This is a genomic window from Xanthomonas nasturtii (genome assembly GCF_001660815.1).
In the GTDB taxonomy this organism is placed as follows: Bacteria; Pseudomonadota; Gammaproteobacteria; order Xanthomonadales; family Xanthomonadaceae; genus Xanthomonas; species Xanthomonas nasturtii.
In genome coordinates, this window is sequence record NZ_LYMI01000056.1 from 131,857 (window position 1) to 157,718 (window position 25,862).

At 66.4% G+C, this 25,862-nt stretch carries 16 protein-coding genes and 1 pseudogene; 6 read left to right on the top strand and 11 right to left on the bottom strand.

All coding sequences use genetic code 11. From position 1 onward, the window contains the following. Positions 1-76: 76 nt before the first annotated feature. Positions 77-625 (bottom strand): Dps family protein, encoded by a 549-nt coding sequence (locus tag A7D16_RS17980; protein ID WP_064634622.1) that lies wholly within the window; start codon positions 623-625, stop codon positions 77-79. A 102-nt stretch (positions 626-727) separates the two neighbouring features. Here A7D16_RS17980 and hrpA point away from each other — a divergent pair, with 102 nt between their 5' ends. Further along, on the top strand, positions 728-4,849 hold the full coding sequence (gene hrpA / locus A7D16_RS17985) for an ATP-dependent RNA helicase HrpA (RefSeq protein ID WP_064634623.1): 4,122 nt from the start codon (positions 728-730) through the stop codon (positions 4,847-4,849). 144 nt (positions 4,850-4,993) lie between these two features. On the opposite strand, the pseudogene A7D16_RS21940 reads toward hrpA, so the two are convergent. From A7D16_RS21940 to pqqA, 9 genes and pseudogenes are all read right to left on the bottom strand, one after another. Further along, positions 4,994-6,178: pseudogene (locus A7D16_RS21940) on the bottom strand (TonB-dependent receptor domain-containing protein); the annotation flags it as partial. Positions 6,179-6,265: 87 nt separating this feature from the next. After that, the gene (locus A7D16_RS18000) at positions 6,266-7,300 is read right to left on the bottom strand and encodes a glucokinase family protein (RefSeq protein ID WP_064634662.1); all 1,035 of its coding nucleotides are present in this window, start codon (positions 7,298-7,300) and stop codon (positions 6,266-6,268) included. A gap of 296 nt (positions 7,301-7,596) precedes the next feature. Continuing rightward, on the bottom strand, positions 7,597-9,108 hold the full coding sequence (locus tag A7D16_RS18005; RefSeq protein WP_064634626.1) for a PhoPQ-activated pathogenicity-related family protein: 1,512 nt from the start codon (positions 9,106-9,108) through the stop codon (positions 7,597-7,599). A 440-nt stretch (positions 9,109-9,548) separates the two neighbouring features. Beyond that, complete coding sequence (locus tag A7D16_RS18010; RefSeq protein ID WP_064634627.1) at positions 9,549-10,061, bottom strand: hypothetical protein; 513 nt, start codon at positions 10,059-10,061, stop codon at positions 9,549-9,551. 61 nt (positions 10,062-10,122) lie between these two features. Then, on the bottom strand, positions 10,123-11,241 hold the full coding sequence (gene pqqE, locus A7D16_RS18015) for a pyrroloquinoline quinone biosynthesis protein PqqE (protein WP_064634628.1): 1,119 nt from the start codon (positions 11,239-11,241) through the stop codon (positions 10,123-10,125). Continuing rightward, a complete protein-coding gene (gene pqqD / locus A7D16_RS18020; RefSeq protein WP_064634629.1) occupies positions 11,238-11,516 on the bottom strand; it encodes a pyrroloquinoline quinone biosynthesis peptide chaperone PqqD in 279 nt (92 codons plus the stop codon). The genes pqqE and pqqD overlap by 4 nt, the downstream gene beginning before the upstream one ends. Beyond that, the gene (pqqC, locus tag A7D16_RS18025; protein WP_064634630.1) at positions 11,513-12,265 is read right to left on the bottom strand and encodes a pyrroloquinoline-quinone synthase PqqC; all 753 of its coding nucleotides are present in this window, start codon (positions 12,263-12,265) and stop codon (positions 11,513-11,515) included. The genes pqqD and pqqC overlap by 4 nt, the downstream gene beginning before the upstream one ends. Beyond that, on the bottom strand, positions 12,262-13,161 hold the full coding sequence (gene pqqB / locus A7D16_RS18030) for a pyrroloquinoline quinone biosynthesis protein PqqB (protein WP_064634631.1): 900 nt from the start codon (positions 13,159-13,161) through the stop codon (positions 12,262-12,264). Before pqqB ends, pqqC begins: the two co-directional genes overlap by 4 nt. An 81-nt stretch (positions 13,162-13,242) precedes the next feature. Further along, on the bottom strand, positions 13,243-13,323 hold the full coding sequence (pqqA, locus tag A7D16_RS21945) for a pyrroloquinoline quinone precursor peptide PqqA (RefSeq protein ID WP_002812057.1): 81 nt from the start codon (positions 13,321-13,323) through the stop codon (positions 13,243-13,245). A 291-nt stretch (positions 13,324-13,614) separates the two neighbouring features. Here pqqA and A7D16_RS18035 point away from each other — a divergent pair, with 291 nt between their 5' ends. Both A7D16_RS18035 and A7D16_RS23560 read left to right on the top strand, forming a co-directional pair. Then, positions 13,615-15,801 (top strand): RelA/SpoT family protein, encoded by a 2,187-nt coding sequence (locus A7D16_RS18035; protein WP_064634632.1) that lies wholly within the window; start codon positions 13,615-13,617, stop codon positions 15,799-15,801. A 387-nt stretch (positions 15,802-16,188) separates the two neighbouring features. Beyond that, positions 16,189-17,631: a hypothetical protein gene (locus A7D16_RS23560; protein ID WP_064634663.1), complete on the top strand. Its 1,443-nt coding sequence runs from the start codon at positions 16,189-16,191 to the stop codon at positions 17,629-17,631. Positions 17,632-17,955: 324 nt separating this feature from the next. On the opposite strand, the gene A7D16_RS18045 is transcribed toward A7D16_RS23560, so the two are convergent. After that, the gene (locus A7D16_RS18045; RefSeq protein WP_064634633.1) at positions 17,956-20,058 is read right to left on the bottom strand and encodes a glycosyltransferase; all 2,103 of its coding nucleotides are present in this window, start codon (positions 20,056-20,058) and stop codon (positions 17,956-17,958) included. A gap of 239 nt (positions 20,059-20,297) precedes the next feature. Between A7D16_RS18045 and mrcB the strand changes: the two genes are divergently transcribed. From mrcB to A7D16_RS18060, 3 genes are all read left to right on the top strand, one after another. Next, positions 20,298-22,742, top strand: coding sequence for a penicillin-binding protein 1B (gene mrcB / locus A7D16_RS18050; protein WP_064634634.1), 2,445 nt, complete (start codon positions 20,298-20,300; stop codon positions 22,740-22,742). 13 nt (positions 22,743-22,755) lie between these two features. Next, the gene (locus tag A7D16_RS18055; protein ID WP_064634635.1) at positions 22,756-23,280 is read left to right on the top strand and encodes a hypothetical protein; all 525 of its coding nucleotides are present in this window, start codon (positions 22,756-22,758) and stop codon (positions 23,278-23,280) included. A gap of 436 nt (positions 23,281-23,716) precedes the next feature. Further along, positions 23,717-25,714: an ATP-dependent DNA helicase gene (locus A7D16_RS18060; RefSeq protein WP_064634636.1), complete on the top strand. Its 1,998-nt coding sequence runs from the start codon at positions 23,717-23,719 to the stop codon at positions 25,712-25,714. Positions 25,715-25,862 lie beyond the last annotated feature (148 nt).

The following is a 25,862-nucleotide window of genomic DNA, read 5'->3' on the forward strand; positions in this document are numbered from 1 at the left end:
AGGCAATTGAGCAGGGGCCCAAGGTTTCGCAACAGCGAAACCTTGGGCAAACCCGAAGGGGCGAAGCCCCAAGGGTTTACTGCAGCAGCGAGCGCAGCATCCAGGCGTACTTTTCGTGGGTCTGCAGGCGCTGGGTCAGCAGGTCCACGGTCGGGTCGTCGCCGGCGTCGTCGGCGGTGCCCAGCACCTTGCGGGCGGTGCGGCAGACCGCTTCGTTGCCGCTGACCAGCTGGCGCACCATTTCACGCCAGTCGGCACTGTCGCTCAGGCCCGGCTCTTCCGCGATCGAGGTCAGCGCAACGAATTCGCGGTAGGAGCCCGGCGCGTTGTAGCCCAGGGCGCGGATGCGCTCGGCCACTTCGTCCAGCGCGGCCCACTGCTCGGTGTACTGGGTTTCGAACATGGTGTGCAGCGAGTTGAACATCGACCCGGTGACGTTCCAATGGAAGTTGTGGGTCTTCAGATACAGGGTGAAGGCGTCAGCCATGTAGCGGGCCAGACCGTCGGAGATCTGCTTGCGATCGCTGTCCTTGATCCCGATATCGATATGCGGCGCCGATGCAGCAGCGACCGGCAGGGCGTCGCTGACGACGACGGGCTTGTTGGCGTTCTTTTTCTTGGACATGGGATGGTCCTTGCGGGGTTGATGTCGTAGGGAACTGATATGGCGGCACAATAGACAGGCTAAAGGATCAAACGTCATTCAATCTTTCACATTTCTCCATCAATGAGCGCTATCGATACCGACCTTGCCAACACCTTGCGCGAGCGCCGCCGTGCCGTGGATGGCGCGATGAGCCGCGACCGTGGCCGTTTGCTGGGCCTATGGTCGCGCTGGCAGGGCAAGCCGGGCAACCCGCAGGTGCGCGACGCGTTCGAGCAGGCCCTGGCGGCATCGCTGGCGCAGCGGCAGGCGCGTGCCGAACAGCAGCCCACCATCACGCTGGACAACCAGCTGCCGATCGCGCGCGAGGCCGAGCGCATCATCGCGCTGATCCGCGACCACCAGGTTGTCGTGATCGCCGGCGAAACCGGCTCGGGCAAGACCACCCAGCTGCCCAAGTTGTGTCTGGCGGCCGGGCGCGGTGCCGCCGGCATGATCGGCTGCACCCAGCCGCGCCGGATCGCCGCACGTGCGGTGGCCGCGCGCGTGGCCGAGGAGTTGAAGACCCCGTTGGGCACCACGGTGGGCTTCCAGGTGCGCTTCACTGATCGCGTGAGCGAGCAGTCGCGCATCAAGTTCATGACCGACGGCATCCTGCTGGCCGAAATCGCCAGCGACCGTTGGCTCTCGTCTTACGACACCATCATCGTGGACGAGGCGCACGAGCGCAGCCTCAACATCGATTTCCTGCTGGGCTATCTCAAGCAATTGCTGAGCAAGCGCCCCGACCTGAAGCTGATCGTCACCTCGGCCACCATCGATACCGAGCGCTTCGCGCAGCATTTCGACAATGCGCCGGTGATCAATGTGGAAGGCCGCACCTTTCCGGTGGAAGTGCGCTACCGCCCGCTCGAAGGCGATATGGGCGAAAGCGGTGACGGAGAGCACAGTAACGGGCGCGAGGGCGAGCGCACTGTCAACGATGCGATCGTGGCGGCCATCGATGAAATCACCCGCATCGACCCGCGTGGCGATGTCCTGATGTTCCTGCCGGGCGAGCGCGAGATCCGCGATGCGCACCAGTCGCTGGAACGGCGCAAATACCGCGAAACCGAAGTGGTGCCGCTGTACGCGCGGCTGTCGGCGGCCGATCAGGACCGTGTGTTCAATCCCGGCCCGCGCCGACGCCTGGTGCTGGCCACCAACGTGGCCGAAACCTCGCTGACGGTGCCGCGCATCCGCTATGTGGTGGACCCGGGATTTGCGCGCGTCAAACGCTACAGCCCACGTCAGAAGCTGGACCGCCTGCATATCGAGCCGATCTCGCAGGCCAGCGCCAACCAGCGCATGGGCCGCTGCGGACGCATTGCCGAGGGCATCTGCTACCGGCTGTATGCCGAAGCCGATTTCGCCGCGCGCCCGGCATTTACCGATCCGGAAATTCGACGTTCGTCGTTGTCCGGCGTGATTTTGCGCATGCTGCAGCTGGGACTGGGGCGGATCGAAGACTTTCCGTTTCTGGAAGCGCCGGACGAACGTGCGGTGGCCGATGGCTGGCAGCAGTTGCTGGAACTCGGCGCGATCGATGCCGAACGCCGTCTGACCGCCACCGGCCGCCAGATGGCGCGCCTGCCGGTGGACGTCAAGCTGGCACGCATGCTGGTGGCCGCGCAGCAGCACGGTTGCCTGCGCGAGATGATCATCATTGCGTCCTTCCTGGGCATCCAGGACCCGCGCGAGCGCCCGCCCGAAGCGCGCGAGGCCGCCGATAATGCACATGCGCTGTTTGCCGATGGGCGTTCGGAATTCGTCGGCATCCTGCGTCTGTGGGACGCGTACCGACAGGTGCATGAAGATCTCACCCAATCCAAGTTACGCGACTGGTGCAACCGGCATTTTCTCGGCTTTTTGCGCATGCGCGAGTGGCGCGAGCTGCATCGTCAGTTGCGGCTGCTCTGCGAGGAGCTCGGCTGGAACGAGGAGCCGGCCAATGTGATGCTTGCGCCGCTGCTGGCCGGTGCCAGCGCGCCTGCCCGTGAGGACGGCCACAACGCCAACCGGCCCACGCGCGGGCAGTTGCATCGTGCTGCGCGCCTGGCGCGCGAAGGCAAGCCGGATCCCAACGCAGCGCCTGCGCAACGCGTCCCTGCAGCTGCGAACAAACAGCCCGACCCGGCCGAGGCATCTGCACGGACCAGCGAGCGCGAACGTGCGGCGGCATATCAATCGCTGCATCGTGCGCTGCTGGCAGGCCTGCCGACGCAGATCGGGCATCGCACCGAAAAGGGCGATTATCTGGCGGCCCGGCAACGTCGCTTCGTGCCGTTTCCGGGTTCTGCGCTGGCGCGCAAGCCGCCGCCGTGGATCCTGGCTGCCACGCTGCTGGACACGCAAAAGGTCTGGGGCATGACCAACGCGGCGATCGAGCCGGACTGGGCCATCGCCGAACTGGGGCACCTGCTTGCGCGAAAGCACTTCGATGCGCATTGGTCGCGTGCGCAGGGGCAGGTGGTCGCCTCCGAGCAGATCAGTCTGTTCGGGCTGGTGCTGGAGCCGAAGAAGCCGGTGCATTACGGCAAGATCGACCCGGCCGCCGCGCACGACCTGTTCGTGCGCCAGGGCCTGGTGACCGGCGAGATCAACACGCGCGCGGCCTTCGTGGCCGATAACCTCAAGGTGCTGGAGCAGGCGCGCGAAGAAGAGGCCAAGCTGCGGCGTGCCGGCATCGTGGCCGACGAAGGCTGGCAGGCGCGCTGGTATCTGGATCGCATTCCGGCCGAGTTGCATTCGGCCAGTGGGCTGGACGCGTGGTGGAAGACCTTGCCGCCCGACAAACGCCGCAGCCTGCATTGGAGCTTGAACGATCTGCTGCCCGGCGAAGGCAGCGAGGCCGATCGCTTTCCGAAGTACTTCCCGCTCGGCGATGCGCGGCTGCCGCTGCACTACCGCTTCGAGCCCGGTGCCATCGATGACGGCGTCACCCTGGATGTGCCGTTGCACCTGCTCAACGCGCTGGATCCGGCCCGCCTGTCGTGGCTGGCGCCGGGCTTCGTTGCCGACAAGGCGTCCGCATTGATTCGCAGCCTGCCCAAGGCGCAGCGCCGCAACTATGTGCCGGCGCCGGACTTCGGGCGTGCGTTCTACGAGGCCTACAGCGTTGCTTCGGCCGACGATATCCGCGGCGAGCTGGCGCGCTTTTTGACCAAGGCCACCGGCACGCAAGTGGCAGCGCTGGATTTCGATGACGACGCACTGGACACCCATCTGCTGATGAATCTGCGCCTGCGCGACGACGACGGCAAGGTGCTGGCCGAGTCGCGCGACCTGGACGGGCTGCGTGCGCGCTTCGGCGAACGTGCCGGCCAGGCGTTTGCCGCGCGTGCCGGGCGTGCGCTGGCTGCCGAAGGCCTGCGCGATTTTCCGAGCACGCCGATTCCCGAGCAGGTGGCAGGCGAGGCCGGTGTGCCGGCGTACCCGGCGCTGGTGGATCAGGGCGATAACGCAGCGCTGCGTATTTTCGCCGACCGCAACGAGGCGGCGCGTGCGCATCCGCGCGGCGTGCGCCGCCTGCTGGGAATCGCGTTGGCCGACAAGATCAAGCAGGCGCGCAAGCAACTGCCGGTGTCGCCCAAGACCGGGCTGCTGTATGCGTCAATCGAATCGCAGGAACGCCTGCGCGGCGATCTGGTCGATGCCGCGCTCAATGCGGTGCTGGCCGATGGCTTGGGCGCCATTCGCGACCCCGGCGCGTTTGCGCAGCGCCGCGACGATGCGATCAAGCGGCTGTTCGGCGAAGCGATGGAACGCTTGAAGCTGGCCGAAAGTATTCTGGGCGCGGTGGCCGAACTCAAGCCGTTACTGGAAGCGCCGTTGATGGGCTGGGCACGTGGCAATCTGGACGATATGGAACAGCAACTGCGCGCGCTGGTGCATGCCGGCTTCCTGCGCGACACGCCGGCCGAAGCGTTGGCCAATTATCCGCGCTACCTCAAGGCGATGATCCTGCGCACCGAACGTGCCAAGCGCGATCCTGCACGCGACCAGGCCCGCATGCTCGAGCTCAAGCCCTTCGTGGATGCGCTGGATGACGCGGCCGCGCGCGGTTTGCGGCAGCGCGAGGAATGGCAATCGCTGCGCTGGGATCTGGAAGAGCTGCGCGTGTCGGTGTTTGCGCAGGAGTTGGGTGCCAAGTCGGGTGTGTCTGCGAAGAAATTGTCGCAGCGCGTCGCAGCGCTGCGGAGCTGAGCTGCATCTGACGTGTGGCAGCGCCTCGCCCGTAGTCGGATGCACTCGCCGAATCAGGAACGCACCACGCGCACGCCGGCCGCTCCGATCGCATCGGGCGGTCGGCGCGGCTTGCAGTTCACACGGCCGACACGTCGTCGCCGTGGTGTCGGCGGTGCCGTTGGCATAGGTGTAGTTGGCGGTCAGGCCGAAGCCGCTGTCGCCGAACGGTTGCTGGAAGGAGATGTTGAAGCCCTTCACCTTGCCGTCGCCGGCGTTGCGTGGCCGCTGGATGCTGTTGTCGCAGTAGCCATCCGCCGTGCAGCCAGTGCTGCCGAGCAATTGCGCCCAGCTCTGCGGCGCGATGTCGCCTAGCGCGTTGTACTGGCGCTCCACGCTGGCGCTGGTATCGATGTAGTTGTCGATCTTCTTGTAGAACAGCGACCACGCCACCACCGCTTGCTGAGCGAAGGTGTACTCGGCAGAGAGATTGAGGTTCCAGGATTCGTACGGCGCCAGCTCTGCATTACCGCCACTGCCGGTCAAGGTGGTGGCGTTGAGGAAGGTGTGGTTGACCATCTGGTCGTACGGTGCCCAGGCGATGACCTTGGCCGCAGCGAAGCGAAACACCCAGTCATCGCTGGTGTCGTACGACAGCGCGTCGGTCCACGCGTTCTTCGTAATGCTGCGCCGACACCGCAATGCCGAAGGTGTCGGCAGCGTTTTTCCAGCTGTAGAGCAGTGCTGCATTAGGGTTGCCCTGACTGGCCTGGTCGCTGTAGCTGTAGCCGATGGAGGCGGCCACCTCGCTGGCCTTCAGATCCAGCGGTTGCCGCGTGTGCATCAGCACGGTGCCGCCCAGGCTGCCCTCGGTGAGGCGCGCTTCGAACGATTTGAAGATTTCGGCACGGCCCAGGATTTGCGGAGCCAGCAGGGTGTAATCGAAGCCCGACTGGGCTGTTCGCCGTACAACCAGATCGCTTGCGCCACCGGGTGCCCGTCCAGAAACGACAGATTGAGGCAGGGGTCGGTGCCATCGATACTCACGTGCTCGCCTTGCCTGAAGCGCCTGTCCAGGGTGACGCCAGGATTCTGCGAGAGGGCTTCGGCCATCTTGGTGCTGGGAAACTTGCCGATGTCTTCGGCGGTGATCGCCTCGGAAATGCCGGTGTTGTTGCGCTTGGTGTCGAGCGATTTTTCCAGGCTGGCACGGATGCCGACCACCTGGACGGGGTCCAGGTCGGTGGCTTGCGCGTCACCGCTGTCCTGGGCCTGCGCAGCGAATGCCAGCGACAGGGCAATGGCGCTGGATAGCAGGGTCAGTCTGTAGTTCGTGATGTCTCTCCTCATCACGCACAGGGATGGACGGCGGGCGATTGCTCGCCGGATGCGGGGTCTTGCAGACGCGCGCTCGGGGTGAAGCGCGTGGTGGTTCGCTTACGACACGTCGGTGCGGTGTTGCAGATACCAATTGGCCGCGCCGAGCACGCCCAGTTGCCCGTGCTCGACCAACTTGACCGGGATGCGTTCGAGCACCGCGCGCATGTTGCCCTTGGCCAGGAAACGTTCGCCGAATGTGCTGCCGAGCAGAAACTGGCCGATCGTGGGCAAGATGCCGCCAGCCAGATAGATGCCGCCGGCGGCGCCGTAGGCCAGCGCCATGTCGCCGACCGCACTGCCCAGCAAGCCGCAGAACAGCTGCAGGCATTCGCGCGCGCGCGCGTCGTCTTCATGCAGCGCGGCGTGGGTGATTGCAGCGGGCAGACGATGGCGCGGCGTTGCAGCGTGCAGCTCGCAGACGGCATTGTAGAGGTGCAGCAGGCCCGGCCCGGAGAGCACGTGCTCGAGCGGCAGATACTGCCGGCCACGCAACAGGATCTGCAGCAGTGAATGCTCGTGCTCGTGCGTGCTGGCCAGCGCGACCTGGCCGGCCTCGGTGGCCAGCACGATCGCGCGTGGGTTTGCATCGATCCACACCGCCGCCCCCAAGCCGGTGCCGGGGCCGACCACCAGAATCGGCCCGCTGGCACGCGCATGGCGCGGGGTCGGGCCGCTCAGTTGCAGCACGGCGCGTTGGTCCATCTGCGGCGCGGCATAGGCGACTGCTTCGAAGTCGTTGACCAGGTGCACGTTGCGCACCGCCAGCGCGGCGCCGATGCGGCTGGGCGAGAGCGTCCACGGCAGGTTGTTGCTGATGAAGCTGCCGTCGTCCAGCGCCACACCGGCACTGGCGATCACCACTGCATCGATGCCGTGTACCTGCTGCAGAAAGTCGGCGAGGATGGCTTCCAGGCTGGCGTGCTCGGCGCACCGGTAGGTGCGGTAATGCGATAGCTCCAAGCCTGCATTGCTTGCCTGCAGCATGTGACCGACACGCACATGCGTACCGCCGACATCGGCGGCGATGAAGCTGGTGGCAGTGGGAGCAGCAGGCGAGGCAGAGGCGTAAGCGGAACGCGAAGTCGCAGCCACATTCAATCCTTTGGTCTGTCTGATCGGCCGATGCCGTCAGCGCGTACGGGCCTGTGTAGGAGCTGCTGACAACGATGTCAATGGATCAGTTAGGTTGGATCGATCTTGCTGGCGTACTCAAGCGCCAAACGTGCCGCCTGGCATTGTCTATGCGGCCTTCGTTGCGAAAAACGGACATGCGTCCAGTTTGATCACCAGCTGACGTCCAAAGCGGACCCTGCAATCGATGCATCGCTATAGGCCGAGCGCGGCACGCTCCAGTCAGCCACGTCATGAATGGAGGTGTGACGACCGCTTCAGCGCGCAGCAGCGCCATTTGCAGTGCCAGGCAAGGTGCTGCAGGCCGCGTCGTCGGTGGGCGGTGCCTGCGTGGGGTAGCGCTGCTTGCCCAGCACGTAGGTCTGGCTGGTGGCAACGAATCCATCCGCATAGGTCGCTTCAACGAAATACGCGCTCCAGCCGGCCTGCGCAACCTGCACCGGCACCGAGACCGTGCTGCTGCCGTTGAGCGTGATCGGCGTGGCGCTGTAGCGAATGCCGCAGGCATAGCGGAAGTCGCGTGCCCTTGGATTGTTGGCGCTCCATAGCTGCAAGTGCGTCGGGCGTTCGGAGGAGCGGAAGCGAATCTGCGGCGCCTCGCCCATCCGCAAGGCATCGCTCACCTTCGGTAGCGGACGCTGCTGCTGCAGGCGCGTGATAAACGGCGCCAGCGTGTCGACGATGGAGGCGCGGATGTTGTGCGCACTGTTGGGCAGCACGCGCAGCGCCTTGCTGCCGGGCAGCGCATTGTAGAAAAATTGGGTGTTGTCCGGCAGGAAGAAGTCGTCGCCGCTGGCGTTGACGATGTACTTGGGAACTGCCAGCCGCTTGCGGTACGGCGTGTGCAAATAGCTCAGCGGATCCTGCAGCTGTACCAATTGCGCGAAGGCCGGCGTCTGCAGTTGCGAGGTGATTCCCTGCTTTGCATAGGCGTTGAAGGCAATCGGCCAGTTGCCGCCATAGGTACGGGACATATGCTCCAACACCGCGGGCATGTTGAGGATGTCGATCACCAACGGCACCACCGCGTCCACGCGCTGGTCGGCGATGGTGGCGTGCCAGCTGGCCCAGCCGCGTTTGGAGGCGCCGGCAAGCACGAAGCGATGGATCCGTAACGGTGCCAGTTCGCGCTCGGCCAGGCTCATGGTGCGTGCAATCGCCGCCGCCATTGGCACGTGCAACGGCATGGTCTTGCGCTGCTGCGGCGCCTGCAGGAACAGCGACCAGCTATAGGCCACGCTGTCGTCTTCGCGCCGTGGGCTGGCATCGCCCTGATACCTCAGCGCCTGGTTGGGAATATCGCTGAGCGCAATCACCACGGTGCGGGTGCGTTGCGCCAGTGTTGCCAGCGCCTCGGGCTGCAGCTCATTGGCCAGCTGCGCCGCGCTGCCAGCCCCGGGATGACGCGTGCCGTTGGTTGAGATCAACACTGCGCGCGTGGGCAAGGCGTCCTTCGGCACGTAGATCGCCACATCGTGCTGCCAGCGTGCCGGCGTGACCAGTCCTTCGGGCGACCAGTCTTGCGAGGTCAGCAGGTAATCGCGCCGCTCGACACCGGCAACGCTGCTGGTGGCAACGCGCGTGTAGAGCAGCGGTTGTTGTTCGATCGCATCGTGATAACACACCAACGCCTGGCCGAAGCCGCCCTCGGGTGCATGCGCGCAGCGCTCCGCTGGCGAAGCCGTGGTGGTGACCGCAGCCGCAGCGGCGCCGCTAAACAGAAACAGCGAGGCGACCAGGGCGACGCTGCAACGGGTGATCGAGCGCATGCACGTTCTCCAGGTGGCGTTTTTCTGCCAGTGTTTGCTGCAAGCCAATCGGTGCCGGAGGCGACGCGGCCAGCAGTCGCGTCAGGCGGGTGTGGATGGCACAGCTTGAACGGGAGTGTACGCGTGGTATCTATCGCGACCGGGTACACCACCTATCGCTGCCGAACAGGGTGCGTGTGTGCGTTGCTGACTGCGATGATCCGGTGCGCCGCGTCCGTGTGCCGAGCGTGGCGTGTGTGCGACTACACCACGCACGTCTGCGGCACCCCCGCCGGGGATCAGCGTTACCTCTTTCATGCACTGTATTGCAGCGAGCGAGAATCCAGCGGCCGCAGTTGCAATGTCGCGGGCGCAACGCGCAGCGGCCGGATTTGCGTGCTGCGCTCTGGTTGCAAGCGCGGCGACCGCCATGGGCAGCCGCGCAGCGCTGGTTGGTGCGCTTACTTGATCCGCCGCACCTTGGCCGGGGTGTTGTAGCCTTCGATCTGCAGATACCACACGCCGACCAGGCCCGGTTTGATCTTGACCTTGGGCGCATCCTTACGCACACCGGCCAGGCTGGCCGCATCGGTTTGCTCCCAGTCCTGACCGTTGGCCAGCGTGTAGACGCGACCTTTCGAAAAGCCCCTGAACTCGCCAACAATCGTGCTCTCGATCGGCTCCTTGCTGCCGAAGTCGAAGAAGCCGCGGTTCTTGACGATGACTTCCTGGCGGCCGGCTTCCTTGGCCTGCTCGACCACCACCGCGGCCTCCTTGGCGACCTTGCCCTGCAGCCAATCGTTGAGGGCGGCCAGTTCGTTGGCATCGAGCTTGTCCAGGCCGGCGGCCTTGAACTGTTCGGCACTCATCTGCGACTGCAGATCGCCTTGCACGGCGCGTTGCGCCAGGGCGGGGGCGGCATGCAACGCCAGGGTCAGGCAAACCAGCAGGGGAATGCGGCGCGCGAGCGACATGGAAGCCATCCAAGGAAGAAGAGAGGGCTAGTGTAGACGCTGTTGTGCCGGCCGACGCCGCTTATTCCAGCGTGTCCGCGGTGGCTGGTGCCGAGCGGGCCGGGCGGCGGTAAATGAACTCCGGTGCCGGCGATGCGGCCTCACGTTCGGCAGTTGCGCGCACCTGCCCATGTGCGGGCGAACGTTCGCAGACCGGGTCCAGCGTGGCGGCATCGCCGCTGAGTGCCAGTGCCTGGCAGCGACAGCCGCCCCAGTCGATCTCGCGCTTGGGGCAGCCCTGGCAGACTTCGGGCATCCAGGCAGTGCCACGGAAGCGCACGAAGGCCTCGCCGTTGTTCCAGATATCGGCCAGCGAGCGCTCGCGCAGATTGTCAAAGCGCATGCCCTCGATGGTTTCGGCCGCATGGCAAGGCAGCACGTCGCCGCGCGGAGAAATATTGACGAAGCGCTGCCCCCAGCCGCCCATGCAGGGCTTGGGCTGGCGCGCGTAGTAATCGGGGGTGACGAAGTCGATCGCCAGGCGATCGCCGAGCTCGCGGCGTGCGGTCTCCACTGCCTCGATGGTGGCCATCAGCTGCGCGCGGCTGGGCATCAGCGCCGCGCGATTGCGCAGGCCCCAGCCGTAGTACTGGGTATGTGCCACTTCGATGCGCTCGGCCTGCCATTCCAGCGCCAGCGCGATCATGCCGGGCACGCGCTCGGCGTTATGGCGGTGCAGCACCGCGTTGAGCGTCAGCGGCAGGCCGCGCGCGCGTACGGCTGCGGCGAATTCGCGCTTCTTCGACAGGCTATTGCGGTAGCCGGCGATGCGATCGGCGCCGGCCGGGTCGACGTCCTGCACGCTCAGCTGCACATGTTCCAGCCCGGCAGCCTGCAGGTGGTCCAGCATCGGCTCGCCGCCAGCGACACCGGAGGTAATCAAATTGCTGTACAGCCCCAGCGCGCGCGCATGCGCCACCAGCTCGGGCAGGTCCTTGCGCAGCATCGGCTCGCCGCCGGAAAAATGCGCCTGCAGTACACCCATGTCGGCCGCTTGCCGCAGCAACGAGCGCCAGCCGGCGGTGTCCATTTCCTCGCGCAGGGCGGCCAGTGCGATGGGGTTGGAGCAATACGGGCAGGCCAGCGGGCAACGGTGGGTCAGCTCCAGCAACACCGACAGCGGTGGCGGTGCAATGTTCATAGCCGCAGCAAACGCTTTTGATGCAGGGTGCCGGTGAGTTCGATCACATCCAGCTCGATATCCGCCGCATCCGCATCGAATTCTGTGGCCAGCTCCTGCGCAATCTGCGCCAGCGAGCGCGTGCCATCAAAGCGTTGCGCCACCACCAAGGCGATCTCGTCCAGCTCGACCACGCGCTCGGGCGCCAGCAGCACCCATTGGTCGCGTGCGCGGTCGTGTTGCAGGCGCACGCCTGCGCGCAGGGCCGGCTGGCTATCGCGGGTAATGCTGCTCACGCAGCGGCTCGGCTGGCGTCGCGGTCCGGCACGAAGGCGTCCGGCCACACGATACCGGGGGCGACATAGGCCACGTGTAATGCATCCAGCTGTGCCCACAGCACCGAGCATTTGAAGTGCAGTGCGGCCTTGACCAGCGCCTGTTTTTCGACCGTGTCGGCGTGCTGCTTGACATAGTCGAGCGCAAAGTCCGAATCGCGCGGCGCTTCGGTCAGACGATGCTCGAAATAGGCCAAGGCCTCGGACGACACGAAGTCGTAATGCTTGAGCATGCCGGCCACGCGCTGGCCAATGATGTTGGGCGCAAACAACTCGGTCAGCGAGGAGGCGATCGCTTCGAGCAGGCTTTTTTCGCGCACGAACTGCAGGTACGCCTGCACTGCAAAGCGCGTGCCGGGCAGCAACGCACGGCCCGATTCCACCAGTGTGCGGTCCAGGCCCAGCGCATCGGTGAGATGCAGCCAGCGCGCGATGCCGCCATCGCTGGCGCTATTGCCGTCGTGATCGAGGATGCGCTGCCGCCAGATCCGCCGCAGCGCCGGGTCTTCCATGCGCGCCAGAATCGCGGCGTCCTTCAGCGGAATGCAGCGCTGGTATTCGAAGCGGTTCAAGGCCCAGGCCTGCACCTGCCCACGATCGAGCTTGCCATGGTGCAACAGCGCATGGAACGGATGCTGGTCGTGATACAGACGCGCGCCGATGGCACGCAGGTCCGCTTCCAGTTGGTCGGGGCTGAGCAGGGCGGTCACAGGGCGATCTCCAGGCCGTCGTGTGCAACTTCCCAACCGCTGGCGCGCGCATGGGCGAACTCGGGCGACCGGGTGTTGAGCACGGGATTGGTAGTGTTGAGATGGATGAAGATTTTGCGTGCCACGTCCAACGCAGCGAATGCGGCGATGGTGCCGTCGGGGCCATCGATGCTCATGTGGCCCATGCGTTGGCCGGTCTTCTGGCTGACACCCAGCTGCACCATTTCGTCGTCGCGCCACAGCGTGCCGTCGAAGAACAGCAGTTCGGCGCCGTGCAGGCGTGCACGCAGTGCGTCGGTCATCGCCGCGCAGCCGGGAATGTAGTGCACGCGGTGGCTGCCATCGTCGATGGTGAGCCCGAGGGTTTCTTCATTGGAGCCGGCAAGGTCGCCGCCGCTGCGCGATTCCATGAACAACGGCACCTTGCCGGGCACCGAGAACGGGGTGAGTTGCAGCCCGCACAGCGCCAGCGGCGTGTCCAGCGCGAATGGCTGCCGGGTCACGTGCTGCGGGTTGACGGCATCGAAAATCGGGTTCTGCGCGAGCAGATCCAGCACGCGGCTGCTGGCATGCAGCGAGAACGGCTGGCTTTCGCGCATCGAAAGCAGCCCGGCGATATGGTCGATCTCGCCACTGGTGAGCAGCACCGCTTCGATCGGCGAATGCCGCAAGCCATGCTGCGGCCACAATGGCGGCGTTGCGAGGATTTGTTGACGGAAATCGGGGGAGGCGTTGACCAGCACCCAGCGCTCGCCATCGGCACTGACTGCGATACTGGCTTGGGTACGACGCTGGGCACCATCTGCTTGCTGCCACGCCCGCAGACTCGCGGGGGTGTGGCAGTTCCACTGCGGGTGCCCACCGCCGGCCGCCGATCCTAAAACAATGATGCGCATGGAGAACTGTTACCTAAGCTGCCGGCTGTACCGGTCATGCATCAAGAGGAAGGGCGGCAGGTGCGCGTGAAACTTGCCGGATCAAAACTCGCCGGAGACGTAGCAGTTGATTTCGGCGCCACAATTGACTTCACGAACGACAGGCTTCTTCCAGGTCTTCATTCGGCTACCTCGCAGTTGGGAAAAACGTCGTTGGCTGCCGGATGCAGCACACGACGTGGGTTGAGCATAGGCAGCCGGTTTGGCGCAGTTGTAAAGAGCATGTAAAAAGGTGCCGCAACGCTCCTTGTCGCGCGCAACGCTCTGCCGTTTTCCGCATCGAGCGGTTACGAATCAAGACGTTGCCGGGTGAACCGGGAATAAGCACGACGGCCGTCCCACGCAGCGATTGCGCCGCCAGCACGCGTTGTGGAGAAGGTGACGCGCACGTTACCGTAGTCGCCAGCCCCCCCGTTGTTGCCCGCCGCCGTGTCCACCGCTGTGACCAGTTCCTCATTCGATCGCCTGCAATCTGTGCTGCAGCGCCCTGCTGTGGCCTCGATCGCGCCGGCGTTGCGCGAGGCGTTGACGCGGGCCTGGCAGGAGCTGCAGCCCGCGCAGGCCGATCACGTGCCGTGGGCCTTGCTTGGCGACACCCTGGATGCATTGGCGCTATTGGCCGCCGACGAGGCCACGCTGATTGCGGCGTTGTTGTTCGATGTGCCCGCCTTGCGTGGTGCGGTCGCTGGCCTGCCGTGGCAACCGGCGGAGCGCCGGGTGGCGGTGGAAGGTTTGCTGGACGGCCTGGATGCGGCCGATCAGGTCTGGGCGCTGCATGCCGGGCGCGAGGCCGGGCGCAACAGCGAAGGCCTGCGGCGGTTGCTACTGTCCATCATCCACGACCTGCGGGTGGTGCCGATCCTGCTGGCGCGGCAGTTGGCGCGCATGCGCGTGGCCGACCGGCTCAACGAGGAACAGCGCCGCGCACTGGCCCAGCTCACCCGCGACATCCACGCGCCGCTGGCCAACCGTCTGGGCATCTGGCAGGTGAAATGGGAGCTGGAAGACCTGGCGTTCCGGCATCTGGAGCCGGAGACCTATCGCCGCATCGCCCGCGAGGTGGACGAAACCCGCATCGCGCGCGAGCGCTATCTGGAGGCGGTCAAGCGCAGCTTGTCGGCGGCGCTGGCGCAGCAGGGCCTGCGCGCTGAAGTGAGCGGGCGGCCAAAACACATCTACAGCATCTGGCGGAAGATGCAGAAAAAGCGGCTGTCGTTCGATCAGCTGTACGACATCCGCGCGGTGCGGGTGATGGTGGACGACGTGGCGGCCTGCTACGCGGCGCTGGGTGCGGTGCATTCGCTGTGGGCGCCGGTGCCGAGCGAGTTCGACGATTACATTGCCCGGCCCAAGGCCAACGACTATCGCTCGTTGCATACCGCCGTGGTCGGCCCGGAAGGGCGCACCATCGAAATCCAGATCCGTACCTTCGAAATGCACGCCCAGGCCGAACTCGGCGTGGCCGCGCACTGGAAATACAAGGAAGGCGGCAAGGGTGGCGAAAAGGCCTTCGACCGCAAGATTCTGTGGATGCGCCAGCTGCTGGAACAGGTGCAGGAAGGCGAGCACGGCGAGCTGGCCGGTGCGCTGGATGCCGAGCTGATCGAAGACCGCGTGTATGCGCTGACCCCCAAGGGCGAGGTGATCGATCTGCCGCAGGGCGCCACGCCGCTGGATTTTGCGTATCACGTGCACACCATGGTCGGGCATCGCTGCCGCGGCGCGCACGTCAACGACCGCATCGTGCCGCTGACCTACCGGCTGCGCAGCGGCGACCGCGTGGAGATCATGACCGCCAAGGAAGCCGACCCGCGCCGCGACTGGCTGCTGGCGTCCAATGGCTTTCTGGCCAGCGGGCGCTCGCGCGACAAGGTGCGCGCGTGGTTCCACAAGCTCGACCGCGCGCGCAACGTGCAGGCCGGCAAGGACCTGCTCGATCGCGAGCTCAAGCGGCTGGGTCTGCAGCATGCCGATCTGAGCGTGGCCACACGCAAATTCCACGCCGACACCATCGACGATCTGTATATCCAGGTGGCGCTGGGCGATACCGGGCCGAACCAGGTCAGCCGCGCGTTGCTGGAAGCCGAGCGGGCCGCTTCGCAGCCGGCGGTGCCTGCGCCGCCACGCCCGACCGCGCGCCGCGATGGGTTGGGCAAATCCAAATTCACCGTGCAGGGCGTGGGCAACCTGCTGGTGCAGCTGGCGCGCTGCTGCCAGCCGGTAGCCGGCGAACCGATTGCCGGCTACCTCACCCGCGGCCGCGGCATCACCGTGCACCGCACCGATTGCGCGGCATTGGCGCGCCTGGCCGCCGCCCACCCGCAGCGCGTGTTGCCGGTGGAGTGGGGCAAGGCCGGCAGCGGCTACGAGGTGGATGTGCAGGTGCGTGCGGTGGACCGCCGCTGGCTGCTCAAGGACATCACCAACCTGATCGCGCAGGAAGACGCCCACGTGCTGGAAATCAACAGCGATAACGTGCGCGATACCGGCAGGGCGCAATTGCGGCTGCGGCTCAAGGTCAGCGACTACGACCAGCTGTCGGCCCTGCTCGGCAAGCTGGACGCCTTGCCCGGCGTCAATGAGGTCAGGCGCCTGGGCTGACGCTGGGGAATAAGGCGGTAGCGCTCGCTTGGCGGGCGCCGTAGAAACCAGGGCTACCAATCGTCACGGCGCATGCCTTGGCATCCATCGATGGTCAACAAGCGGACGATGGCGGCGATGCTGTGCAAGTCGCTACGCCCGCTACTGCTCGTGTCTCGACGGTTCATTAGTGGATCTGCGAAGCGCATCCGCCGATCAGGTATGTCTGCCTGACGATTCCCGATACCCGAAACGCACATCGTCTTCGCAGCAGGCAGCTACCATAGTCGGGTGAACGCGTCCCCGTCAGGTCGCGCCAAGGATGGACGCCACCGCATGTTTTCGCTTCCGCGCTGGGCCAGATCGCCTCGTCTGTGGGCGCCGCTGCGCAGCCCTGCGCTGTGGCGCGTGGTACTGGCGCTATGCGCGTGTCTGTTGCTCACCGTTGTGGTGCTGCGCAAGCCGCTGGCCGATTGGCTATGGCCGGACACGCGCATCCAGCAGTTGCTGCAGCGGGGCGATGCAGCGTTGTCGCGCGGCCAGCTCAGTGCCGCCAATGGCAGCGGCGCGCGCGAACTGTTCGCCGCCGCACTTGCGCTGGATGGCGACCGTGGTGAAGCACGTGCCGGGCTGGCGCGGACCGGCGCTGCTGCGGTGGTGCAGGCACGCGCGGCGATCGCAGCCGGCGATGCCGCAGCAGCGCAACGCGCGCTGGCGCTGGCAACCGCCCTGGAAGCGCCGCAGGCGCAGATCGCCCCGGTGGCCGCGCGGCTGCGCGCGCTGCAGGCACGTCGGGTCGGGCTGGATGCCTTGCTGGCGCAGGCGGCGGTTGCCCAGCAGCAAGGCCGCCTGGACGGCACGCCGGACAGCGCGTTGCCGCTGTACCAACGCATCCTGAGCCTGGCGCCGGACCGCACCGACGCACTGGAAGGCCGCGAAGATGCCTTGACCGACCTGTTGGCACAGGCCCGCCACGCATTGGCGCGCGATGCGCTCGGCGACGCGTCGGCGCTGCTGGCCGCGGCCAAGCGTTACGACGCCGGGCATGTCGACGTGCCGCTGACCGAAGGCCAGTATCACCGCGTGCTGGAACAGCGCCGCCAACGTGCGCAGGCCTTGCTGCGACGTGGCCGCCTGGCTCCGGCCGCGCGCGATTTCAACGCGGTGCTGGCGGCCGAGCCGAGCGATGCAGCCGCGCAGCGTGGGCTGGATCAGGTGGCTGGCGAGTACGCCGCGCAGGCCAGCCGGCAAGCGGCGGATTTCCACTTCGACGATGCCCTGCAATCGCTGCAGCAGGCGCGTGCGCTGGTGCCGGGCGCCGCATCGATCGTGCAGGCCGAACAGGCGATTGCGCGCGCGCGTGATGCTCAGCGCGGCCCAGACACCGGCCTGTCGCGCAGCGCGCGCGAACGCCGCCTGCGTGCATTGCTGCAGCACGTTGCCGATGCCGAAGCGCAGCACCACTGGATGACGCCGCCTGGCGCCAGCGCCTACGACGCCGTGCGTGCCGCCCAGGCATTGGCACCGCGCGACCCGCGCGTGCTGCAGGCCGCAGCGCGCGTGGTGCCGGCCAGCCAGCGCTGCTTCGAGGACGAGCTGCGCAACAACCGCCTGCGTGCTGCGCGTGGATGCCTGGACGCGTGGCAGGCGCTGACACCCAATGCCGACGCCTTGGCAGGCGCGCGCCGCCGTCTGGCGCAGCGCTGGGTAGCAGTCGGCAGCGAACGGCTGGGCCAGGAAGACGCGGCATTCGCCCGTCGTGCGCAGGACGAGGCGCACCAGCTGGATCCCGGCTTGCCGGAACTTGCCGAATTCACGCGACGGGTCAAGGCCGTGCCCGAGCAGCGTTGAGCGGTTGCTGGCGGTGTCGCCGACAGCGGAGCCTGCCGAGCCAGCAGCGCGACTCCACGTTTTAAAGCCGCCTGCCTGCATCTCAAATGCAGGGGCGCGCTCATGGTGCACGCCAGACATGCTGTGCAGCCTGTAAACAAGGACGCAGTGCAATCTGCGAAACGCAATCCTTCTCCCACCGGGAGAAGGTGCCCCGCAGGGGCGGATGAGGGTACGCGCGAAGCCTGGCGATCTATCGCCAGGCCGATCAATAACCAGTCACGCGGTGCATTGTGAGGCGGTGCGGCGCAAAGGCTCCGTCCACCATCTGCACCCAACACCTGCTCACTCCGCAATAAACACCGCACGCACCGTCGCGCGTGCCGCATCCAGCGAGAAATGCTCGGCCACGTTGCGCAAGCCGTTGTCGGCCAACCGCTGCCACAGCGCCGCATCCTGATACAGGCGCACGATCGCATCGGCGAAGGCCTGCGCGTCATCGGCCACGCACACGTCCTCGCCATCGTGCAGGTGCATGCCTTCCACCGCGCAGGTGGTGCCGACCACCGGCTGGCCGTGCGCCATGCTCAGATTGATCTTGCCTTTCACGCCGGCACCGAAACGCAGCGGTGCCACCGCAATGCGTGCGCTGTCCATGAATGGCACCAGATCCGGCACGTGGCCATGCAGTTGTACGCCGGGGCATTCGTCGGCCAATAGCTTCAAGGCCTCGGGAAGATCGGCACCGATGCAGTGAAACGCCACATCCGGCAGCTGCGCGCGGACCTGCGGAAAGATGGCGCTGATGAACCATTGCACGGCATCCACATTCGGCGGATGACGAAAGCCACCGACGAATACCAGATCGCGGCGCTGCGCGAAGCTATGGCCGCTGCCGGCGATTTCATGCAGGTTGGAAAGCAGGGCGGTGTGGATCTGCGGCGCATCCGCACGCAACTGCGCCTGTTCTGCCGCCGACACCAGCAAGGTGACGTCGGTGGCCGCCATGATCTCGAGCTCGCGCTGGCGGGTGCGCTCTGCGCTACGCAGCAGATTGGCATCGCCGGCCAACTCGGCGCCGCGGCGTTCGCGCACGTAATGCAGGTCGACGGTATCGAACAACGTGCGCGCCTGTGGCGCGTAGCGCTTGAGCAACGGCAGGCAGGCATGCGCCACGTGGTGGCGCACCAGCAGCACCACTGCAAACCGCGCGCCGTGCGTGCGCAGCCAGCTGCCGATGCCTTCAAGAAACGGGGTGTACCAGACTTCAACGCCAAGCTGCTGCAACGCCTGCGTGTGGCGCCCGGCATGCTCGCGGCGGGTCGGCACGAATACCACGTGCGCGCCTTCTTCGATCAGCAGGCGGATCAGGTTGAATTGCCGCAGCGAGCCGGAATCGCGGTCCGGCTGCGGCACGCACTCGTCCAGGATCAACACCTGGCGCTGGCCCCGATGCAGCAAAGCAGGGCCGGGAACAGTGCCGACCGGCAACTGCGCGTTCAGCGGCTGCTGCCATTTCTCGGCGAAGACGCCTTGATTGCGTACCTGGTAGGCCTTCACCCCGGTACGTGTATCGGTGCCATTGCTGGTGCCTTCGTCATGCACCACCACGCTGGCCGGCTGCACCAGGACCTGGTAGCCGGCTGCGCGCACCGCAAACGCCAGATCGGTGTCTTCGTAGTAGGCCGGCATGTAGCGCCGATCCAGCCCGCCCAGCGTCTGCAGCAGCGTGCGTGGCAACGCGATTGCCGCGCCCGAGCAATAGTCCATCGCGCGCACATAGGCATAGCGCGGGTCGTCGGCCGATTCGAAGCGCCCGTAACTCCAGGCGCTGCCATCGCCGAACACCATGCCGCCGGATTCCTGCAGGCGCCCGTCCGGATACACCAGCTGCGCGCCGACCAGGCCGGCGCTGGGGTGTTGCACAAACGTGTCGATCAACCGATCCAGCCAGCCTGGCTGCGGGATGGTGTCGTTGTTGAGCAGCACCACGTAGTCGCCACGCGCCAGCGCAATGCCGTCGTTGCAGGCCGCAATAAAGCCGCCGTTGCTGGCCCGCAGGTGATACTGCAGGCCTGCAATCTGCGGCAGTTGCACGCCGGTGGCATCGCTGCTGCCATCGTCCACGACGATGATTTCCACACTGACCAGCGGCGGATGCGCCGCTAGTGCGCGCAGGCAGGCCAAGGTATGCGCGATGTGGTTGTAGACCGGAATCACCACCGTCACGCGTGGCATGGGGCTGTGCGGCACCGCAAACGTGGCAAATGGTGCCGATTCCGGCAACCACAACGGCGTGCCGAGCGCGACCGGCGGTGGCTGCGTGTGCACACGAATACGCTGCCAGGTGGCGCGCCAGCCGCGTGTGCGCATGCTGGCCACGCTGCGGTGGATCAGGCCGAGAACGCGATTGAACAGATAGCGCGCATCGGCCAAAGACATCGACATTGCGTTGGAACTCCAGCGTGGTGTGGCAGTGAAACCAGGCGAGCAGAGGTCCGCCGGATGCGATCGGGGTACCCGCCAACGCAGTGTACGAGCCGCGCCCGTTGCTGCCGAGCAGGTGGCGTGGCCAGCGATGATGCATGCGGCAGTTTTGTTAGCCGCTCTTAAGTCGACGGGCCCGGCAGGTCACAGCCACGACAGCGCTGCGCTAGACTCGCCGGACTCTACATTCTCGCATCCCTGTGCCCCGACGCCACGACCACGACGCTCCCGACGATTTCGAGGACGACACCCACGAGCAAGGCTCCCGCTGGCAACGCAGACTCATCGTCTGGGGATTTGCCGCATTCGCGCTGGCGCTCGGTTTCCTGATTCCCTATACGGTGTATCTGAACAAGCAGGTCACCCAGCGCTTTGGCGAGCTACGCTGGCAGATCCCGACCCGGGTGTATGGGCGGCCGTTGGTACTGGCGCCCGGTATCGCACTGGATACGGCGACGTTGAAGACCGAGCTGGATGCGGCGTCGTACCGTGACGACGGCCAGGCCAAGCTGGCTGGCACCTATCAGCAGGACGGCAGCCGCTTCACCATCGCCAGCCGCGGCTATATCGACGTGGACGGACGTGTGCCCGCGCGCCGGGTCGAAGTCAGTCTGGCGGGCGGGCGTGTGGCCAGCCTGCGCGATGCCGGCAACCGCAAGACGCTCAAAAGTGCACGCCTTGATCCGGCGCGCATCGCCACCCTGTACGGGCAGAAGCAGGAAGAGCGGCGCCTGGTGCGCATGGAAGAAGTGCCCGAGCTGCTGGTCACCGGCCTGCAGGCGGTGGAAGACCGCGACTTCAACAGTCACCACGGCATCGACCTGAGCGGCATGGTGCGCGCAGCGTGGATCATGGTGCGCTCCGGCGGCCAGGTCCGCCAGGGTGCCAGTACCTTGACCCAGCAGCTGGCGCGCAGCGGGCTGCTCGGCATCGGCAAGGAACAGACGGTCACGCGCAAATTCAACGAGATCCTGTACGCGGTGATCATGGAGGCGCGCTACGACAAGCGCACCATCCTGGAGGCCTATCTCAACCAGGTGTATCTGGGTCAGCGCGGCGGGCAGGCGATCCATGGTGTGTCGTCGGGCGCCGAGCTCTGGTTCGGCCGCGAGCTCAATTCGATGACCACCGAGCAGATTGCGTTGTTGATCGGGTTGGTCAAAGGGCCCTCGTATTACGACCCGCGGCGTAACCCGGAACGCGCGCTGGACCGGCGCAACTTCGTGCTCGGCAAGCTGCACGAAAACAGCCTGATCAACGATGCCGAATACAAGCGCGCGCTGGCCGCACCGTTGGGCGTGCCCACCGAGCCTGGCCTGGTGGCGGCCAACCGTTTCCCGGCCTATGTGGATCTGGTACGGCGCCAGCTGGCGCACGACTACCCGGAAGGTGTTCTGCAAGGCGCCGGCATGAGCGTGCTCACCGGCATGTCGCCGTCTGCGCAGGCGTATGCCGAAGGCGCCGTCACCGGCACCATCAAGCGGCTGGACAACAAGAAACGCCCGCCGCTGCAGGCCGGCCTGGTCGTCACCGATGTGCACAACGGCGACGTGCTGGCCGTGGTCGGCAGCCGTGATGTGGCCAAGCCGGGCTTCAATCGCGCGGTCGAGGCGCAGCGTCAGGTGGGTTCGTTGCTCAAGCCGTTCGTCTACATGCTGGCGCTGGCCTCGCCAGACCGCTGGTCGCTGTCCAGCTGGGTCGACGACTCGCCGGTGACCGTGCAGCTCAGCCGCGGCAAGACCTGGTCGCCCGGCAATTCCGACAACCGCAGCCACGGCACGGTGCGGCTGATCGATGCGCTGGCGCATTCCTATAACCAGGCCACGGTGCGCGTGGGCATGCAGGTCGGCGCGGACCGCATTGCGCAGCTGGTCCAGGTACTGGCCGGCATCAAGACCGAGACCAATCCAGCATTGATCCTGGGCACCACCGACCAGAGCCCGTACGGCATGGCGCAGCTGTATCAATTCCTGGCCGCCGGCGGCGAAATTCAGCCGCTGCACGCTGTGCGCGGCGTGCTCGATCCACAAGGCAAACTGCTCAAACGCTACGACAAGACCCCGGCGCCGGCGCAGGAAGGCGATTCGGTGGCCGCCAACCTCATCAGCATCGCGTTGCAGCAGGTGGTCAGCGGCGGAACCGCGCGCCAGCTGCTGGGCGACGGGCTGGGCCGGTTGTCGCCGGCCGGCAAGACCGGTACCTCCAACGATGGCCGCGACAGCTGGTATGCCGGCTACACCGGCGATCATCTGGCGGTGATCTGGATGGGTAACGACCAAAATGCCGAGACCGGCCTGTATGGCGCCACCGGCGCGATGCGGGTGTGGTCGAGCATCTTCGCCCGCCTGCCGAGCGCGCCGTTGAAGGTCAGCGGCAAGGGCCTGGACTGGCAGTGGGTGGACGCCAGCGGCACCGGCGTCACCGACCCCGGCTGCCCCGGCGCGCGGCAGTTCCCGTTCGTGGTCGGCTTCACCCCCGCGTATGCTCCCTGCGCGGGCAATGCCCCTGCGATCGAGGGCGCGCCCGGCGAGACTGCCGCGCCCGCCGAGCAATCCAGCGGCGGTGGCTGGCGCCGCTTTTTCGGTCTGGAAAACAAGCCCGAAGAAGCCGCCCCGGCGCCTGCCACGGCCCCACCTGCGCATTGACTGGAGTGACCCCATGATCCGAATCCACCGTTTGCTTGCCCTGACCGGCGTGTTGGCCGCACTTACCGCTTGCGTCAGCGCGCCGCCTCCACCGCCGCCGGCTCCGGTGGATCCGACCACCCCGCCCCAACGGCTGTTGCTGATCGAACGCGAAGCCGGCGTGGACGACACCGAACTGTCGGTGCAGCCGCTGCGCGACCCGCAGGTGGACGATCTGCGCGAGACCGCCAAGAGCAAGCGCCAGGCCGGCGATCTACCCGCCGCCGCCGCGGCGCTGGATCAGGCGCTGGGCCTGGTGTCGGGCGACCCGGCGATTCTGCAGGAACGCGCCGAAGTGTCCGTACTGCAGGCCGACTGGCCGGCCGCCGAGCGCTTTGCCAAGCAGGCGATCGAGCTCGGCTCCAAGACCGGCCCGCTGTGCCGTCGCCATTGGGCCACCATCGAGCAGTCGCGGCTGGCACGTGGCGAAAAGGAAAGTGCGGCCTCTGCCAAGGCGCAGATCGCCGGCTGCACCGTGCCAGGCGTGAAGCGGTACTGAGTGCGCACGGTAACGGTTGCGCTGCCAGCAGCGCGACCGGTTGGTCGGCTGCCGCATGCGGGGGACAGGCAGCTTCGCTTCATCAGGCAGCCCGCGTGTTCAACGCGACACGAGCGCCCGCAGCCTCGTGAGTGCCGGGTCTGACGTGGCTGCATGGGGCAGGGCATCGGCAGCTACGAAAACGCATCAGCGTTCAACCACGCGGATGACGCAAGGGCCACGGCGCAGCACTGCATCGAAAGGCGCCTGCAACCCTGCTGGCAATCGTCGTCAGCCATGGCCGGCAGGGTGCAATCATAAATTCGATGCCTCCTGCGTCTGCTGCGGTCTCCTCGCTGCGATGACGTGTTTACCGGCTGCGGCAAGCCGAACCCAGGCAGCATCACCGCGCACGCGCTAGGCTGTCGCGCTTCCTGTCCGCTTTTCGTTCGGTCTCATGTCCCAACTTGCCACTGCCAGCATCGAAGCGCTCAGCGAGGGCGGGGCGCTGGCGCGTCAGCTCGATGCGTTTGCGCCGCGCGATGCGCAGTTGCGCCTGACCGGCGCCATCGCCGAGGCCTTCGAGCAGCGCGACGTGTTGTTGGCCGAAGCCGGTACCGGCACCGGCAAAACGTACGCGTATCTGGTGCCTGCGCTGCTGTCCGGGCTCAAGACGATCGTCTCCACCGGCACGCGCGCGTTGCAGGACCAGCTGTTCCATCGCGATCTGCCGCGCGTGCGCGCCGCGCTGGGCGTGGGCCTGCGCAGCGCATTGTTGAAAGGGCGCGCCAATTATCTGTGCAAGTACCGCACCCAGCAGGCGCGTGGCGAACCGCGCTTCGCCACGCCCGAACAGGTCTCGCAATTCCAGCGCATCGTGGCCTGGAGCGGGCGCACCCAGTTCGGCGACATGGCCGAGCTCGAAGCCTTGCCGGACGACTCGCCGCTGCTGCCGATGGTGACCTCCACCGTCGACAACTGCCTGGGCACCGAATGCCCGTTCTACAGCGAATGCTTCGTCGTGCAGGCGCGCCAGCGCGCGCAGGCGGCCGATCTGGTGGTGGTCAACCACCATCTGCTGCTGGCCGATCTGGCGCTCAAGCAGGAAGGTTTCGGCGAAATCCTGCCGGGCGCGCAGGCCTTCGTCATCGACGAGGCGCATCAATTGCCCGAGCTGGCGGCGAATTTCTTCGGCGAAAGTTTCGGCATGCGGCCGTGGCAGGAGCTGGCGCGCGATTGCATGGTCGAAGCGCGCCTGGTTGCCGGCGCGCAAGCGAGTCTGCAGGCGCCGATCCTGGCCCTGGACGAGGCCTTGCGCAGCCTGCGCGCCGGCATGGAAGGGCTGCCGCCGCGTGGCACGCAATGGCGCGCGCTGGCCAAACCGCAGGTGCGCGACGGCTTCGACGCCGTGCTGTCGTCGCTGGCGCGATTGGGTGAGGCGCTGCTGCCCCTGCGTGAGGCCTCGCCCGGCTTCGATGGCTGCACCGCGCGTGCGCAGGAAGCCTTGAATCGCTTGTCGCGCTGGCTGGGCGAAGACGTGCCGGTGGCGGATTTTGCGCAGGATCCGCCGGAACAGCCGGTCGACAACGATGTGCTCTGGTACGAACTGAGTCCGCGTGGATTCCGCTGCCAGCGCACGCCGCTGGATGTGTCCGGCCCGCTGCGCGAACACCGCGAAAAATCGCACGCGGCCTGGGTGTTTACCTCGGCCACGCTGGCGGTGGGCGGGGAGTTCGACCACATTGCACTACGGCTGGGCCTGAGCGATCCGGTGACCCTGCTACAACCCAGTCCCTTCGACTGGGCGCGTCAGGCGTTGTGCTATCTGCCGCCGAACCTGCCCGATCCGGCCGCACGTGGGTTCGGTACGGCGCTGATCGCAGCGCTGACGCCGGTGCTGGAGGCCTCCAATGGCCGTGCGTTCTTGTTGTTCGCCTCGCACCGCGCGCTGCGCGAAGCCGCCGAAGCCTTGCGCGGTGCGCCGTGGCCGTTGTTCGTGCAGGGCGAAGCGCCGCGCGCGACCTTGCTGCAGCGCTTCCGCGATTCCGGCAACGGCGTGCTGCTGGGCTCGGCCAGTTTCCGCGAGGGCGTGGACGTGGTCGGCGATGCCTTGAGCGTGGTGGTGATCGACAAGCTGCCGTTCGCCGCGCCGGACGACCCGGTATTCGAAGCGCGCCTGGATGCGATCCGCCGCGACGGCGGCAACCCGTTTCGCGACGAGCAACTGCCGCAGGCGGTGATCGCGCTTAAGCAGGGTGTGGGCCGCTTGATTCGCAGCGAAACCGACCGTGGCGTGCTGGTGCTGTGCGACCCGCGGCTGGTGAACAAGAGCTACGGACGCACGTTCATGAAGTCGCTGCCGCCGTTTGCGCGGACACGCGAGATTGCGGATGTGCAGGCGTTTTTCGAGCCGCAGGGGGCGGGACCAGGGACCGGGGACCAGGAACCCGGATAAACGCAGGGCGCGCTGGTGGTGGCCGTCGCATGTGTTGGGTTGCTGGGTTGCTGGCGCGGTGCGATCTGCAAGCCGCGACTCGGGACCGAGACCCGGCGAAGCACAGAGCGAAGTGCGCAAGGCAGCCGCGGATGTCGCATCGATGTGC